Below are 14971 nucleotides of genomic sequence, written 5' to 3'. Positions count from 1 at the left end.
GTCGGGGTGAAGATCGGCTCCTGGCCGCACCGCCAGCTCACCACCTGGCAGACCCTGGATCTTGGTCAGCAGCAGCTGATGGCCGCTCTCGGCCTGACCCCCGAAAGCAACCCCCTCACCCCGCGCGCCGCCCTCGTCGCACGTTCGAACAGACCGTCCAGTTCCTGGAACTCTTCCTCCACCGCGAAGGCCGCGCCCCCGCCGCACGCGAGACCATCCGCGTCGACGGTGAGACGGTCAGGATCGGCGCCTGGCTCGCCAAAGCCCGCACCAAGCACCGTGCCGAAAAACTCCCCACTGAGCACGTCGACCTGGTTGCCGCGCTGTTCGACGGTGACTGGACCGCCGAAGACGCTGCCCCCGCTGTCCTGGGCTAGAGCCGCCGGAACACCCGTGAGGCCGCGTCTGGGAGCCCCTGGCGTACGGGGTCTGGCGCCAGGGTTAGGGGCATGGGGCTGGTGCGGTCACTCCTGCGGAGTGTCTGCACGGGCGTCATACGGCCCGTGTCACGGCGGCGTGCAACTCGCGTACGCCGCTGGTGCGCGGGTGCCGCTCGGCGAGCTCGGTGACGATGCGGCGGATCGCGGGCCGGTCGCGGACCTCGCCGGGGCTGGCCCGGTATGCGTCCAGCAGGGCGCCGGCGGTCTGCTCGGGGCGCTGCCAGGCCCACCAGGCGCGCGCCATATCGGTGCCCAGGCGGGCCTTGCGCTCAGCGGTCGGGAACTGCTCCGGCCGCAGGTTCTTCCCGGCATCGAGTGCGGCACCGGCGTCGCCGAGTGCCCAGTGCACGCCGACCGCGTACAGGTCGACGGCGGCCGGGCTGATGGCGAACAGCCGGCCGGGTGGGGCGGCCTGGGGCAAGCGGCGGGCGGCGCGGAGGGCCTCCTCGGTCATCGCCAGGGCCTCGGTGCGCTGCCCAGCCCGGGCGGCGGTGTAGGCCAGGGTGCACAGCATCTGTGCGTAGGCGGCGGCCGCGGCGTCGGCGCGCAGCCCGCTCGTCTCGAGGTCGTCGGTCACCGAGGACATCAGGCGCTGAGCGGCGCCGTGCTGGTCCTGGTGGCGCAGCACGATGGCCAGTTCCCGTGACGCGGCCGCAGCTGCGAGCGGGGAGCCGGAGATCTCGGCCCAGGTACGGGCACGGTCCGCGGTGAGCCGGGCGCGGTCGTAGGAGCCGAGCTTGATGAGCACGGCGGAGGCGAGGCTGTACACGGCGGACAGCCGGGCCTGGTCGAGACTGTGGCGGGAGACGGCGCCGTGATGCGCGTCGGCGATGAGGCCGGGCAGTGCGGCCAGGAGCCGTGCGTGCGCGCCTTGGTCGTACAGGGCGCGGGCGCCCGTCAGACGGCTGTCCAGCGGCCCGGCACCGGATGGGGCGGGGGTGCCGGCCAGGGCGTCGTCCAGGCCCATCAGCAGGGCGGCGGGGCCTGCGGCCGCCGTGGCGGCGAGCAGCGTACGGCGGCGCATGGGGTCCTCCTCGGCGTCACGCTGACTGGCTGTCACTCTAGTAGTCGCCGTTGCCGTAGCGGGCGGTGGCGCGAGGGATGTCATGAGGATGTGTCCGGGCACGCCGACTTCCCGTGCGGCACGGTGCACCAGGGCCAGGTCGGCGATCCGGGTGCGGCGCTCCAGACGGGAGACGGTCGCGGGCGAGCAGCCGATCCGGTCCGCGAGCACGGCCAGCGTCCAGCAGTGGTGCTGGCGACCGAGCCGGATGAGCGCGCCGGGGCGCCGCTGCGCGGCTAACTGCAGTGCTGTCGTGCTGTTCCAGAGCGGGTCAACGGGCACGCGTCCCTCCCACACCGCACAGACAGGGGGTCCTCCACGCTACGGGCGTCGGCCGGGCGCGTCGAGGCTGCTTGCACACCATGCAAACGCTGTGCACACAGCGAGACTTGATCACCGGGCAGCCGCTCGGCGCGGTGTGCTGGGGGCCACTGCCTCGCGCCGCGGGGCACCGTCCATCGAAAGGCACTCCATGGAAGCCACCGCCGCTGTTGCGTCCCGTCCGGCCGCCAACCCGACGACCGGCCCGGTCCGCTGCGCGCGCGACGTCGTGCCGGCCGACCTGTGGGACAAGCAGGTCGGGCTCCTCATGCGGGACTACCCTTACGACTCGGTCATGGCCGCCCGGGTCCTCGGCCAGGGCTACGCCTACCTGCTGACCGCGATGAACCACCGGGGCGAGGGGCTGGGGCTGGCGCCCAGTAAGCTCGTCGACATCGGCGTCCACACGGTCATCCTGGACACCGTCGCGTACGCCGAGCTGTGCAAGAAGTTCAGCGACGGACAGTTCTTGCACCACGTGCCCAAGGTGGACGTGAAGAACGATGGCTCCGTAATGAAGACGGCCCACATCGTCGCCGCCGACGGCTGGGAGGTCGACCTGCCGCTGTGGACGGACGCCGCCGACTGCGGCCCGTGCCACCCCGGCAACGACTCGCACTGACCGCGCCGCAACGGCGAGCTCCTCGGGCCCCGGCCGCACGGCTGGGGCCCGAGGAGCACGACCGGGTGAGATTTCAGCGAATCGGTCCGCGGCCCGGTCGCGGCCGCCAGTATGGGCCGGGTGACCACCAGCACCGCGGACCTCTGGCACCACTACGGCCGCGCCCGCGCCACCAGTGACCGCACTGTTCCCGGCACCTTCTACTGGAGTTGGGGCCAGGACGCCGGGCCCGGCCCCGAGGTCCTCGGTGACCTGACCGGCCGCTGTGTGGGCGACCTCGGCGCCGGCGCAGCCCGGCACGCAGCACATCTGGCGGTCCATCACCAGCCTGCCCACGTCACCGCCATCGACGCCTCGCCCGCCCAGCACGCTATGGCAACGGACCTCTACGCCCACCTCGCGCCACGTCTGCGCATCGTGCAGTCCGACGCGGTGCCCCACCTGCAGGCGATGCCCGGCGCGTACGACGTGCTGTACAGCGTCTTCGGCGCCCTGGACTTCACCGACCCACGCGAGCTGCTGCCGGCGGCTGCCACCGCGCTCAAGCCGGGCGGGCGACTGGTGTTCGCAACCCTCGCCCACTACCTGAACGGGGCGCCCGCCCAGCCCGATGCCGTGGCCGCCGACATCCCGGCAAAGACACCGGACGGCGAAGCCACCACGACGCGCCGCTGGGTCCTCCAGGAGCACGTGTGGACCAAGCTGCTCGACGCGGCCGGATTCACCAACATCACAGTCGACGTGCTGCCTTCCGCCACCGGCGGGCCACGCACCGCCGACACACTGCTGGTGAGCGCGCACCACCCGTCCTAGCCTCCCCGTTTCGCTTCAAGTGGTTGAGCTGGGGTGATGGCGGAGGACTGGTGCTGTCGGCCCCTGGTCGTTGAGCGGGCATGGCTTGGGCCCGACGCTCGGGCCGGGGTCTCCAACGGGTTCCTTGGTGGTGGGCGGGCAGGGGCAGTGCCGCAGGTCAGGTGGCCGGTCGCGGTAGTGCGGTGAGGCGGGCGAAGGCGTTGATGAGTTCGTGCCGCCAGGGCCAGGTCGCGGCGATCCGCAGGCGAAGGCGGCGGCCGCCGCGAGTGATGCGGGCGGCTGCGTGCAGCAGCCGGTAGCGCAGCTTCTTCGGTTCAGTGGTGGCCAACTCTCCTTCCAGCAGCAGGGTCTGGGTCCAGGCGAGCAGGTCGGTGGCGGTCAGGGACAGTTCCAGCCACGCTTGGTTGAGGGTGAGGTGGCGGGAGGGGAAGCGGCCGAAGCCGGTGGTCTTTCCGCAGCGGATGCGGTCCTCGACGCGTGCGTGTGCGCGGTGGCGGACCTCCAGGTGCTGCAGTGAGCCTTCGCCGTAGAGGGTGTCGGTCAGGAAGACCTGGTGGCGCATGCCCTCGTCGAGGTCGAAGGGGGACAGTTGGGCGCCGGGGTGGGGGCGCTCGCGGCGGGCGATGATCCGGGTGCCGTCGGGGTAGCCGTCCAGGTCGACCGTGCCGGTCAGCTCGGCGACCTCGGCGCCGGCGCGGAGGGTGCCGTCTTGCTCCAGCGCGGGGTGCCAGATCTCCTCGGGCAGGGCGCGGATCGCGCGGCGGACCGGCTCGGTGACGGGATGTCCGGCCGAGAAGGATGTGTGGACGCCCCGGGCGCGCATGACCCGCAGGTGGGCCAGGAACGCTTTGGTTTCTCCTGCGCTGTCGGTGCGGACGAGGATGGGGGTGCCGTGGCGGCGGTCGTCGGGGATCTGGGCGAGCGCCGCATCGAAGACGGTGATGTGGTCGGCGGCGGTGTTGGCGCCGGCGTTTCCTGGCCGCAGCAGTCCGGCCAGGGCTTCGCCGGTGTTGTCCAGGAAGCACAACAGCGGGTGGTAGCCGAAGCCCCGCTTGTAGGTGGCTGCGGCCTGCTCTTTCTCGGAGTGGCAGGTGACCAGGGTGGCGTCCATGTCAATGACCAGCCCGGGCAGGTCCCGCCCGCCGGCCTGGGCCGCGGGTATGCCGCTGTCCGCCTCGGCGGTCTGCAGCCAGGCGACCTCGCGCGCTGCAGCTCGGGCCGTGCGCAGTGCTGCCAGTGCCGTGTGGTCGATGTCGGCCAGGAGGCGCCAGGCGGTCGGAAGTGGAGGCCACCGGGCCGAAGACCTCGGCTTGGTCACGCAGTAGGGCCAAGTCGGCGATAGCTTCGCCGCCGTCCGCGAGCATCAACGCCACGTCCACCGCGATCCTGCCCGGGTTGTGTCCGGTGCCGCGTGGCCGCAGGCGGCGCAGCGCGTCGGTGAACGCGGCGGTCAGGCCGGTGGCGTCAGCGAGATCGGCCAGCAGACGGGATCCGGCATGGCTGACCACCCCGTGGCCGTCGGCCGAGACGACGAGCTGGGGGCGCGAGCCGGTAGTGTGCACGCAGAAAGTGCCTTCCTGCTGGGATGACAGAGACCTTCGACAAGCCTCATCTTCCCAGCTCAGAGGGCACTTTCGTGTTTCCGATCAAGATCCGGGCACTGCGGCACGTGAAACGCGCAGGCTAGAGCGTCGCCGTCCACTCCGCCACCGTCGCGACCTCGCCCCGCTTCGCGAGGAGGTCCTTCATCAGGACGTCGTGCAGCGCCGGGCTCGGGTCGGCGCATGCGTCCGAGAGTGTCGTGAGCCGGTAGTCCAGGTCGAACGCCTGGAGCGCCGTGGAGAGCACGATGCCGCCGGTCGCGATGCCCGCGAGGGCGAGGTGGTCGATGCCCTGGGCGCGGAGGATCTGGTCGAGGTTGGTGCCCGCGAAGGCGCTGACGCGGTTCTTGTACAGGACGACCTCGTCGGGCGCGGGGGCCACGTCCGGGTGGATCTCGGTGTCCGGGTCGCCCGGTATGAAGCGGTCGTGCGGGAGAGTGCCGAACACTGCGTTGTTCGGGTGCGCGTCGACGTGCCCGGCGCGCAGGCGGAGGGCGACGTGGAGGACGAGGACTCCCTTCTCCCGCGCGGCCTTCAGGGCGGCGGCGGCCTGGGCGAGCGCGGTGGAGTCCACGCGGGTGGCGTGGGCGTTCTGGAAGTCCATGAGGAGCAGGGCGGTGCGGGACATGAGGGTGCCTTTCACTTGCGGGATAACAGGGTGGGAGGGGGAGTCAGTCCGACGTGCCGATCCGGCCGAGGGAGCGGTCGAAGAGGGTCATGACGAGGAACACCGCACCGGCGCCGAGCATGATCCACGACAGTTCGTGCATGCCGCCCGTGTCGGCGCGCTCCCCGAAGGAGGCGGCGCTCGCGGACGAGGCGACCATCGAGCCGAGGTAGGCGAAGGTGCGCAGCAGCCCGGCGGAGGACGCGGTGCGCTCCGGATCGGCCTGGAAGTAGACGGAGTTCTGGAAGGCGAGGTTGTTGAGCCCCTGCGGGACGCCGAAGACGAGGGCGACGAGGAGCAGGCCCCACAGCGGGCTGGAGCCGGAGAGCGTGAGCAGGATCAGGCACGCGGCGATCTGCCCGAGCGCGCCGACGAGGAGCTTGCTCCGTACGCCCTTGCGGCGCCCGGACCAGATCGAGACGCCGATGGCGAGAAGGAACATGGGGATCTGCACGAGCCCGGCGCGGAACGGCGAGAGCCCGTACCCCTCCTCGGTCCACTGGCTGAAGCCGTAGAGGAAGGAGTACGCGACGACGTACGCGACGAGGGCGCGCCCGTACGTGGCGAGCAGCGGCGTGTTGCCGGCGAGTACGCGGAGGTCGATGAACGGCGTGGCGGCGCGCGACTCCCGGAGCGCGAAGGCGCTTCCGGCGAGGAGCGTGATGACGAGCAGGTACCAGTGCCGCGGGTGCAGGTTCATGAGGAACAGCAGCAGCGAGGTGAGGGTGACCGCAAAGAGCGCCATGCCGGGCAGGTCGAGCTGGGCGGCGACCCGGCCGCGCTGCGGGCTCTCGCCCGTACCGCCCGACTTGGGCAGTCGCCACCAGCCGAGCGCCACCGCCGCGACGGCGAGCGGGATGTTCAGCGCGAACGTCGCGCGCCAGCCGCCGACCGTGATGAGGAGGCCGCCGAGGAGCGGGCCGATGACGGCGATGGTCTGGTTGGCGACGGCGAGCGCGGTGAGCACGCCGCCGGGGCTGTCGCGCCCGGTCCGCTTCGCCTCGCTCCGTACGAGTGCCATCGCGGCCGGATAGCCGCCGCACGTGCCGAAACCGAGGAGGACGCGGGCCGCGATGAGGACGCCAAGGTTGGGTGCCAGGGTGCCGAGGACGCCGGCGAGGCCGACGATGCCCGTGCTGATGAGGAAGAGCCTGCGCGGCCCGAAGATGTCGATGAGCCGTCCGACGACGGGCTGCCCGAGCGAGGTCGCGAGGTAGAGCGCCGAGACGAGCCACGCGGTCTTCGACGGGGGCGCGCCGAGCGCGTCACCGATGGGAATGAGCGCGACCGAGATGATCGTCGAGTTGATCGGGTTGAGGACCGAGCCGAGCATCATCGGCGGCAGCAACCGCCGGTTGAATCGGGGTTTTTGGGCCTGGGGATTCTTGTCGCTCGTCCCGGCCGCCGTGGCGGGCTCAGTCATGTGTCAGCCGCTCCAGTACGGACATGGCGGCGATGACCGCCTGAAGCTCCTCCTCCGTGCACTCCTCCTGGAGCCGCGTCGCGAGCCATTCGGCACGGGCCTGGCGGCCCTCGTGGACACGGCGGCGGCCCTCGGGCGTGAGGGTGATCAGCAGCCTGCGGCCGTCCTCGGGGTCCGGGGTGCGGACGACGAGGCCGCGCGCGGCGAGCGCGGCGACGGTCGCGGTCATCGACTGGTGCCGGACGCCTTCGGCGGCGGCGAGCACGCTGGTCGTGACCCCGGCCGCTGTCGCGGGCGTCTCGGTCTCGCGGGCGAGGCGGGCGAGTGCGGTGGACTGCCCGAGTGTGAGGTCCTCGGCCTCGGAGGCCCCGAGGATGCGGCGGCGCAGGCGGCTGATGACGACCCTGACCTCACGGGACGCCTGGACGGCGGCGGGCGAGAGGCGGGGCGGCGAGCCGGGGGTGCCGCTGGCGACGGAATCAGTGGGCATACCACCTACCGTAACTTGTACAGGGTTATCTGTACAGTCTTGCCTGCATACAGGGGCGGGCGCAGGTGACTGCCGGAGGTGGGTGATGCCCGCCGCCCGGGGACGAGCGGGCTCGGCTCGGCCCCCGGCGGAGCGGGGGTTTCGGTCAGGGGGACAACGAGGGGAGCGGTTTCCCGGCGTGCCGGCCCGAGTGGGCGACGGTGGCCTCTCCTGCCTGTCAGCCCCGGTCCGCCGCGACAGGCCCGGGCGGGCAGCGGTGTGGGCAGTCGGGTGGGCAGCGGTGTGGACAGCTGCGAAGGCCGGCACCGCGGGCACCGGGGCGGGCAGCCCCCTTACGGGACGGCCCGCGGCCGGGGGGACGCAGTCCGCGTCCAGCCCGGCCGGTACCGCCGCCCGCGAACGCCGTCACCCAGGGAAGGACGTGCCGAGGGGACCGATCGTGAGCGTGCCGCCGCAGACGCGGATGTCGGCCGTGTCGGAGGAGATGACGGCCTTGGTGTTGCCCGGGGCCTAGACCTGGTCTAGGGTCCGTCTTCAAAGATCATCTCGTGATGGATCATGGTGGGTGTGATACGCCGCCATGAACTCACCGACCATGAGTGGGAGTTACTCGCTCCACTGATACTTCGAGCCGTGACGGGTCGGCCTCGGGTCGAGGACCGGAAGATCATCAACGGCACGGTCTACAAGATCCGCACCGGCATTTCCTGGCGCGACCTGCCAGCCCGTTACGGCCCGTGGAAGACGGTGTACACCCGCTTCCGCCGCTACGCCCTGGACGGTGTGTTCACCCGGGCCCTGCAACAGATCCAGGCCCAGGCCGACGCAGCCGGCGACATCGACTGGCTGGTCCACATCGACTCCAAGTCCGCCTCGCCTGCCCGGACATCACCCGGGCCTGCGACCTCGCCCGCGTCTTCCACGACCTCGTCTCCCACCGGCGCGGCCACCTTCTCCTGGAGTGGATCCGCCAGGCCGAGCAGGACGCACCCCGCCGATCCGCAACTTCGCCGGGTTCCTGCGCCAGGACCTCGACGCCGTCACCGCCGGGCTCACCCTTACCCACAGCTCCGGCGTCGTCGAAGGACACATCCACCGTCTAAGACGATCAAGCGGCAGATGTATGGCCGCGGATCGTTCCAACTCCTGCGCACGCGCGTCCTGTTGCGATCGTGACCGTCACGAGATGTCGCCCAGACCCATTTTCAAGAATCGCCATCATGGCCTCGTCGTGGCCCTGATCGGAAGCGCGTACCTCGGAAAGGCCGCGAAGGAACAGGGCGCCGCGCTCGGGCTGGCCCAGGCTTCGAGGTCCGCGGCCGTCGCGGTCTGCTTGCCCGTTTCCAGCCTGCTGACCTTCGAGCGCTGCCAGCCCAGCCGCTCCGCCAGGTCCTTGCCCTGTAGGCCGGCCTCGGTGCGCAACTCCCGCAGACGCACACCGAGGGCTTCACGGCCAGACTGGTAATCCGTGCTCACGTGGCAGACGGTACCTGCGCCTGGAACTCCCTGGTAGGGACGGCGAAGTGCATGGCGGCGTCGCGGGCCTGGCAGGCGCGTACGACGCTCTCGGCGTCTTCCAGGACGTACACGCCGACGGTGACGTCGTTGTCGTCGATGACGAACTTCACGACCGTGCGGGAGTCGAAGAGCCAGAAGTCGTAGTCCGGCAGGCCGAGCCGTACGGCGTCCGCGCGCCACATGTTGCGGATGTCCTCGCCGGCGGCCACGTTGCCGAGGCCGCTGGCGAGGAGGAACCGTTGTCCTTCCGTCGGCGGGTTGTCGACCAGGCGTACCCGCGCGATGCGTTTCCCTGCCTCTGTCTGCGTGCGGATGTTGGCGTGCCAGGGGCTGTTCGGGTTGTAGTCGAAGGTCTCGCCGTTCTTGAAGCGTATCCAGCTCGCGCTCGCGCGGTCGCTGGCGTAGCCGCGCTGGGTCTCCAGACGCCAGGCGGTGTGTTCGAAGTCTGTGAACAGGTGAGTGATCTCGTCGAACGGGATCAGGTCCGGCACCGTGGGTTACTCCTTCACCTGGTCGGCGTTGGCAGGGCTGGTGTCCTGGGGCGTGAGGCGGGTGAGGAGGTCCCCGGGGGACGACCACGAACGTCTCGGAGTCCTTCACGTCGCGGAGCTGGGCGAGGTGTTCGGGGTCGGTGAGACGGTCGCCTTGGACGACGATGTCGCCGGTCTCCACGACCTCGTACAGGGTGGGGCAGTTGCCGTTCTCTGATGTGGTGCCGAGGAACCTGAGCGTCATGTCGCCCTCCACCTGTGCTGGTTGAAGGTCCAGGATGCTGCGCGTCGCGCGTGCCTGCGCAAGGATTGCGCGGGATTGCGCCTGCTGACGGCTTGCCGGGAGCGTACGCGCAACCGTTCACCGCAGCGGCTCGGGCGGCCGGTGCTCGGGCGCCGTGCCGCGCTGGGAAGGGACGTCCTGCGCCATCTGCGCGGCCTCGAACGCCTCGACCTCGGCGAGCGGGAAGAGCACGGGAGCCGCGCGGCCCTTGCCCCGCTTGAACGCCTTCGGCGCCCGGCCGCGGTGGCGGAGGATGCGGATGGCCTGCGGCGTGGTGTTCCACCGTTCCGCGAGCTGCTTGACGGTGAGGTGGATGGGGGCCGGCGTCATGGCTGGACAGCCTTGGCACGGGATACGCGGGATGCTCATCACGTCATGACGGCTGCCCTCGCGCTGTGCGGGCTGCTCCGCCTGATCGCGGGGATTGCCCAAGCAGATGGCTCAGCGTGCGATCCCCGGCCGGGCACGCCAGGCTGACGGTATGGCTTCCGTGATGCCCGTGATCGTGTGCCCACCCCACGAGGAGAAGGGATCGGAGACAGCTCCGACCAGGTCCGCCAACGGGGTTGAGCAGCGGCGCGAGGTGCAGTACGTCACCGAGCCCGGCTTCTACCGCGTCATCGGCCAGAGGCGGGGGCCTTTGTCGTTGCTGTCCTGCTCGGCGGTGGCCCGGACGCGTGGGAGCACTGAGACCGTGGGGCGATCAGTGTGCCGGGGACTCCACGAAACAGGGTGCAGCTCGGAAGTCGGCCGGTGAACGGACGGGGTGCAGCCCAAACATGACAGCGGGGGGTGCCTCCCCCCGGCATCTACTGCTCCCACCGTGCAATGGCCGTGTCACGGCCAAGATCGTCCACCCGAGCCGGCTGCTTGTGGGCTGCTGGCCGTCAGTGTGGGGGGCCGAGGCGCGCCGATGTCAGGTGGCGGTCCAGTCGCGTAGCTGGCGGGCGATGCGGGCGACGCCGAGTGTTGCGGAAGCCGCGTCCCGTACGAGCGCGGCGGCGGCTTTGGGCGGGTAGTGGAGTTCACGCCCGTTGAGGATCAGGTAGGCCTCGGTCGCGTGCCAGGCGAAGGGTTCGTTTGAGTGCTCCAGGCAGGGCAGTCGTGCCAGGGTCTGCAGCAGCGCCGCCGCCTTGAGATGGAGCGATCCGTAGATGTCACGTTGCATCGCCCTGGCGTTGACGCGGGCGACGGCGGCGTAGAGGGGGCCGTAGTCGTCGACCTGTGGATCGCCGTCGAGGAGCTCGGCGGCGTGCAGCAGGAAGGAGACGTCGAGCGGATGGAGCGGCTCGGGCTGGGTCACGCGGCGTGGCCTCGCTCCGGGTGCTGATCGAGTTCACGGCGCGCGTCCTGCTCGGCGGCACGCTGCTCGGGGGTGGGATCGGCGCTGCTGGGTTCGGCGGCGAAGGCCGCGCCGCTGCGCGCCATGGATGCCTTGAACCCGTCCAGGAACCGCCGCTCGACGGCGGTGGCACGCTCGTAGGCGGCGGAGAGGATGTATTCCTGCATGCTGACGCCCGCCTGCTTGGCAGCGGCCGCGATGGCGGCCTGCTGCGCGGGATCGGGGAAGCGCAGGCTCATCGCCTTCTTCGATTCCGGCATGGTATCCACGATACCAGCGATACCGCACGCGTGCCGGTCCCCGCGCTGAGGACGGCACCCCCAAAGCACCGCGCACCCAGGGCAGGACCGTTCTTACCGCGCGTGCGCCTACCCGTAGGGGGGCGCCACGACGGCGCCGCCACCCGAACGGTTCGCGCCGACTGGTCGGCCTTGACGATGCCCGCGTCCGCGCCCGCGACCTTGACTGCGCCTTCGACCTCGCTCTCGACCACCAGGTCTGCCCCGGCGTTTTCGACCGGGGACTCGATTGTGCTGCTGAAGACGTTGCCGGTCGGCTGGTTCGACTGCTGCCGGTGCTCACACCCCCTGCGGTACCAGCCGCCTGCTCCCTCGCGCACGTAGGGCTGGTCCCTTGTCGGTTCCGACGTCGACGCCGCGCTGGCCCTGGACTGCCCCAGGACGGGCGCGGTAGCCACAGCAGCCTCCGCGGCGCTTTCATGAGTGACGGCAGTCTGGCCTGTTCTGTCATCTCTGCCGCACTGGGGAATGCCCCCCACCGTCTGGACGGGAAGGCTTGAGTAGCTGTTGTCGTTCCGAGTCTGAGGGCGGTGTTTTCGCTGGTCAGGCATAGGGCCGGTGAATCGGTGGGAGTGGTGGCGTGTTGTGTCGTCGCTCCCCGGGAGGTTGTGGATGCCGTCGGTCGTCGGACTGCTGGAAGAGCGCGAGCTCGCTGCTCGTCGTCGGGTCGACGGGTTGCGTGAGGAAGCCGATCGCATCCAGGCCGAGTTGGCCGCGGCCGGGCTGGAATGGCAGGAGTGGGTGATCGCTCGCAGGCGAGTGGGCACGGTCTTGGCTCCGGACGGCGGCGGCATCACTGATGAGAAGGCCGCCCCCGGCCCGCGGGACGCGGACGTGCGCTCGGCGCCCGGACAGGCGGCGAAGTCGAAGTCGCAGGTGCCGGTGTGGCGTGAGAGACTGGCCTGGTCGGTGCTGTCGGTGGACTATCAGCGCATCCTTGAAGCCCTGGCGGACCGACACCGCCTCCATCAAGGGCCGCTTACCTGCCAGGAGTTGGCCACTTTGCGGTCGGACGAGGGGAATATCCCGGACCCCGACGGGGTTTCCACGTTCCGCACGGACAAGATGCGACTGGGGTGGGCGCCTCCTCTACCCCGGGACCGGTGGTGTCCTGCCCTCGCCGGCGAGTCCACGAGGGTCACCTGGCGCTCTTCCGCGCCGAGTCCTGAGCTGCCGCTTGCATCACCATCGCGCAGCTGATCAATCACGAGGCATAGCCAGAGATTCGCGTTTGCTCACCCGTCCAGACTTCCCCTTTGCTTGTTACCTCCCGATGGCCAAGGACGTTCTTGAGCGTGATCGTCCAGCTTCACACCCCGCCGTTACCAGCAACGCATGTGGACGCAGGGGACAGGCCATGGACACTGGCCTGGGCTATCAAGTCCTTTCTGCTGTATGCCACTTGATCAGTGCGACCTCGTGTCGCACCCCGCCACTTGATGCCATTGTCGACGAGGTAGCGGATCGCATCGAGCACGGCCCGGTGGCAGTACACCTCCGGCTGCCCTCCCCGGCCGCGCATCCAGCCCGGCACCGGCAGCAGTGACCGGACCACGGCCCACTCCGCGTCCGTCATGTTCGAGGGATACCGCCGAACACGTTCCGGGTGATCGGCTGCGTTTGCGAACCGGTGAGCGACACAATCACCCGTCGGTGCAGGCGAGTTGAACTCCACCGGTGCGAGCGCGTACAACTGCGGCAACAGGGTCTCCTGGATCTCGGTTGGCTTCGCAACCCCGAGCTGCCAAGAGGCCCTGCCTTCATGCCCGCAGCCGGCGGCAACCACCCGATCGAGCACACCGTTCGACGTGCAGCCCTCAAGATCGGAACGACAACAGCTACTGAGTTTTGCGGACAACGGACAGACTTGAAAGGCCCTCAGAAGTATGGCGCCCTACACGGACCAGGCGGCGAGTACGTCGTCGCCGGACCACACCAGACCCACACCGTCGCGGGGGACATCCGGGGAGATGCCGGACAGCGACACGACCGCCAGGCCGGTGCGCGACGGATCGAACCCAGGCACCTGGGGCGCGGTCCGCTGCAGGTCGACCAGGTCGTGGCTGTCGAATTCCGAATCCAGCCACTTGATCGACCCCACGAAGTCGATCCGTCCGGCCACCGGCGCCCGGTCGGCGCCGACCAGGTCGAGTTCCGGGCTGAACTGTCGGTTCCACCAGCCGCCGACCACTTCCGTGTCTGGCCAAGGAAGCTGCCCGGCGCTGGCAGCCAGCTCCAGTGCCTCGCGGACGAGCGGCTCCACGGCGCGGCCGCGCCAGCTGGGCCACTGCCGCTGGATGGCGCCGAAGCCTACCTGCGGCCGGCCGCGCTGGGCCTGCTCCTGAGCGGTGCGCAGCACCGCCAGGTACAGCCGCAAGTTGCTGTCGGACACGCGGTACAGCGACGGCTTGCCCGGCCGGGTGGACAACGGCGCATCGACGGCCAGGACGTGCTTTTCCTCCGCCAGCCGGCGCAGCAGCGGCGAGAGTGTGCCCGAGGGCAGCGCGCCCTCGCGGCTGCCCGCGGTGGAGGCGATGTTGGCGTGAGTGCGATCCCCGGCGCCGATCGCTTCCAGCACCCGCCGGGCGGTGTTCGGGCTGGGGAACTCGGCCATCAGGGTTGTCTCCGGCACCCCGAAGACGGGTGAGGCCGGGTCGCTGCACTCGGCGCGCAGGAACTTCAGCGCCGGGGTGCCGTGCGGCCAGACCCGCAGGATGCCCGGCAGGCCGCCGGAGACCAGGTGGGCATCCAGCGCCTCGGCGCCCGTGAGGCCGAGCGCGGCGCCGGTCTCGGCCGGGTTTAGCGGGCCCAGCACGAGGTTATCGGCGCGGCCGTAGAACGGCCGGTCGTAGGCGGTGAGCCGCTCCATCATGTGCAGGTCTGAGCCGAGCAGCAGCAGGAGGACCGGCCTGGAGGACAGCAGCCGGTCCCACGCGGTCTGCAGCGCCCCGTCGAAGACGCTGTCCTGTTCCGCCAGCCACGGCAGTTCGTCCAGTACCACCACGCTTGGCTGGTCGGGTAGCAGGCCGGCCAGCACGCGGAAGACGTCGGGCCAGCTGCCAGTGCCCAGCTGCGGCACCAGTTCGCGGTCGCGGACCAGGGTCGAGTCGCGCAGCTCGTCTAGCAGCGCCGAGGCGGCCTTGATGGGGGACGCGCCCTTGGTCGCCGTGAAATACAGGTAGGGCACCTGGGCGCGGTCGCAGAACTCCTGGACCAGGCGGGACTTGCCGACCTGCCGACGGCCGCGGATTGCCAGGGCCACGCCGCTGCCGGAGGTGCGTACCCGCTCCAGGCGCTTGCCGAGCAGGGCCAGCTCGTTGGCCCTGCCGATGAACTCGCTCACACTTGCAGCTACCTTTGTAGATGAAATCTACGTAGATCTAATCTACCAAGAGCGGAGCGTCAGTGCAACGCTCTCGCACTTGTTTCGATCTGGGGCTCTGACGCTGTGGTGCTCCGCGGTGTCTTCTACCTGCCGAGTTGCAACACCAGAAGATCGTAGGCCTGGGGGGTGGCGGCGAGGACCTGGCAGGCGGAGCACTGTGTCTAACCGGTGTCGGATGCCTGGTGGGTGTGCCCGCGATAGCCACAGGCACCG

At 70.3% G+C, this 14971-nt stretch carries 15 protein-coding genes and 3 pseudogenes; 6 read left to right on the top strand and 12 right to left on the bottom strand.

Translation table 11 applies throughout. The features are described from left to right. A pseudogene (locus tag ACYF6T_RS43185) lies at positions 1-377 on the top strand (hypothetical protein); the annotation flags it as partial. A gap of 115 nt (positions 378-492) precedes the next feature. Here the strand turns inward: ACYF6T_RS43185 and ACYF6T_RS43180 are convergent. After that, positions 493-1785, bottom strand: coding sequence for a helix-turn-helix domain-containing protein (locus tag ACYF6T_RS43180; protein WP_461703457.1), 1293 nt, complete (start codon positions 1783-1785; stop codon positions 493-495). A gap of 190 nt (positions 1786-1975) precedes the next feature. On the opposite strand from ACYF6T_RS43180, the gene ACYF6T_RS43175 reads away from it, so the two are divergent. Further along, positions 1976-2446, top strand: coding sequence for a glycine-rich domain-containing protein (locus ACYF6T_RS43175; protein WP_461703456.1), 471 nt, complete (start codon positions 1976-1978; stop codon positions 2444-2446). A gap of 111 nt (positions 2447-2557) precedes the next feature. Further along, the gene (locus tag ACYF6T_RS43170; protein WP_461703455.1) at positions 2558-3259 is read left to right on the top strand and encodes a class I SAM-dependent methyltransferase; all 702 of its coding nucleotides are present in this window, start codon (positions 2558-2560) and stop codon (positions 3257-3259) included. A gap of 157 nt (positions 3260-3416) precedes the next feature. Here ACYF6T_RS43170 and ACYF6T_RS43165 read toward each other — a convergent pair. The 4 genes and pseudogenes from ACYF6T_RS43165 to ACYF6T_RS43150 form a co-directional block, all read right to left on the bottom strand. Beyond that, a pseudogene (locus tag ACYF6T_RS43165) lies at positions 3417-4821 on the bottom strand (IS1380 family transposase). A 121-nt stretch (positions 4822-4942) separates the two neighbouring features. Next, positions 4943-5488, bottom strand: a complete 546-nt coding sequence (locus tag ACYF6T_RS43160; RefSeq protein ID WP_461703454.1) for a cysteine hydrolase family protein — start codon at positions 5486-5488, stop codon at positions 4943-4945. 43 nt (positions 5489-5531) lie between these two features. Further along, the gene (locus tag ACYF6T_RS43155; protein WP_461703453.1) at positions 5532-6950 is read right to left on the bottom strand and encodes an MFS transporter; all 1419 of its coding nucleotides are present in this window, start codon (positions 6948-6950) and stop codon (positions 5532-5534) included. Then, the gene (locus ACYF6T_RS43150; protein ID WP_445416510.1) at positions 6943-7440 is read right to left on the bottom strand and encodes a MarR family winged helix-turn-helix transcriptional regulator; all 498 of its coding nucleotides are present in this window, start codon (positions 7438-7440) and stop codon (positions 6943-6945) included. The genes ACYF6T_RS43155 and ACYF6T_RS43150 overlap by 8 nt, the downstream gene beginning before the upstream one ends. Positions 7441-7998: 558 nt before the next feature. Between ACYF6T_RS43150 and ACYF6T_RS43145 the strand changes: the two genes are divergently transcribed. Beyond that, positions 7999-8616, top strand: a complete 618-nt coding sequence (locus ACYF6T_RS43145) for a transposase (protein ID WP_461703452.1) — start codon at positions 7999-8001, stop codon at positions 8614-8616. Between the two features lie 102 nt (positions 8617-8718). Here the strand turns inward: ACYF6T_RS43145 and ACYF6T_RS43140 are convergent. Both ACYF6T_RS43140 and ACYF6T_RS43135 read right to left on the bottom strand, forming a co-directional pair. Beyond that, positions 8719-8916 (bottom strand): annotated as a pseudogene (locus ACYF6T_RS43140) (helix-turn-helix domain-containing protein); the annotation flags it as partial. Then, on the bottom strand, positions 8913-9449 hold the full coding sequence (locus ACYF6T_RS43135; protein WP_461703451.1) for a DUF6879 family protein: 537 nt from the start codon (positions 9447-9449) through the stop codon (positions 8913-8915). The pseudogene ACYF6T_RS43140 and the gene ACYF6T_RS43135, both read right to left, overlap by 4 nt. A gap of 1 nt (position 9450) precedes the next feature. Here ACYF6T_RS43135 and ACYF6T_RS43130 point away from each other — a divergent pair, with 1 nt between their 5' ends. Beyond that, entirely contained in the window at positions 9451-9666 is a 216-nt protein-coding gene (locus tag ACYF6T_RS43130) for a hypothetical protein (RefSeq protein WP_461703450.1), read from the top strand. 144 nt (positions 9667-9810) lie between these two features. Here ACYF6T_RS43130 and ACYF6T_RS43125 read toward each other — a convergent pair whose 3' ends face one another. From ACYF6T_RS43125 to ACYF6T_RS43115, 3 genes are all read right to left on the bottom strand, one after another. After that, the gene (locus ACYF6T_RS43125) at positions 9811-10062 is read right to left on the bottom strand and encodes a helix-turn-helix transcriptional regulator (RefSeq protein ID WP_461703449.1); all 252 of its coding nucleotides are present in this window, start codon (positions 10060-10062) and stop codon (positions 9811-9813) included. A gap of 586 nt (positions 10063-10648) precedes the next feature. Continuing rightward, positions 10649-11035, bottom strand: coding sequence for a fic family toxin-antitoxin system, toxin component (locus tag ACYF6T_RS43120; protein WP_461703448.1), 387 nt, complete (start codon positions 11033-11035; stop codon positions 10649-10651). After that, positions 11032-11334: a hypothetical protein gene (locus ACYF6T_RS43115; protein WP_461703447.1), complete on the bottom strand. Its 303-nt coding sequence runs from the start codon at positions 11332-11334 to the stop codon at positions 11032-11034. The genes ACYF6T_RS43120 and ACYF6T_RS43115 overlap by 4 nt, the downstream gene beginning before the upstream one ends. Before the next feature lie 651 nt (positions 11335-11985). Between ACYF6T_RS43115 and ACYF6T_RS43110 the strand changes: the two genes are divergently transcribed. Then, complete coding sequence (locus ACYF6T_RS43110; RefSeq protein ID WP_461703446.1) at positions 11986-12573, top strand: hypothetical protein; 588 nt, start codon at positions 11986-11988, stop codon at positions 12571-12573. Between the two features lie 109 nt (positions 12574-12682). On the opposite strand, the gene ACYF6T_RS43105 is transcribed toward ACYF6T_RS43110, so the two are convergent. Continuing rightward, positions 12683-12949 carry a transposase gene (locus ACYF6T_RS43105; protein WP_461703445.1) on the bottom strand — a complete coding sequence of 89 codons (267 nt, stop codon included), beginning with the start codon at positions 12947-12949 and terminating at the stop codon, positions 12683-12685. A 318-nt stretch (positions 12950-13267) separates the two neighbouring features. Next, complete coding sequence (locus ACYF6T_RS43100; protein WP_461703444.1) at positions 13268-14716, bottom strand: ATP-binding protein; 1449 nt, start codon at positions 14714-14716, stop codon at positions 13268-13270. Between the last annotated feature and the right edge of the window lie 255 nt (positions 14717-14971).

It is taken from the genome of Streptomyces sp. 7R007, assembly GCF_054850255.1.
This window is presented reverse-complemented; position numbering and strand designations above follow the sequence as displayed.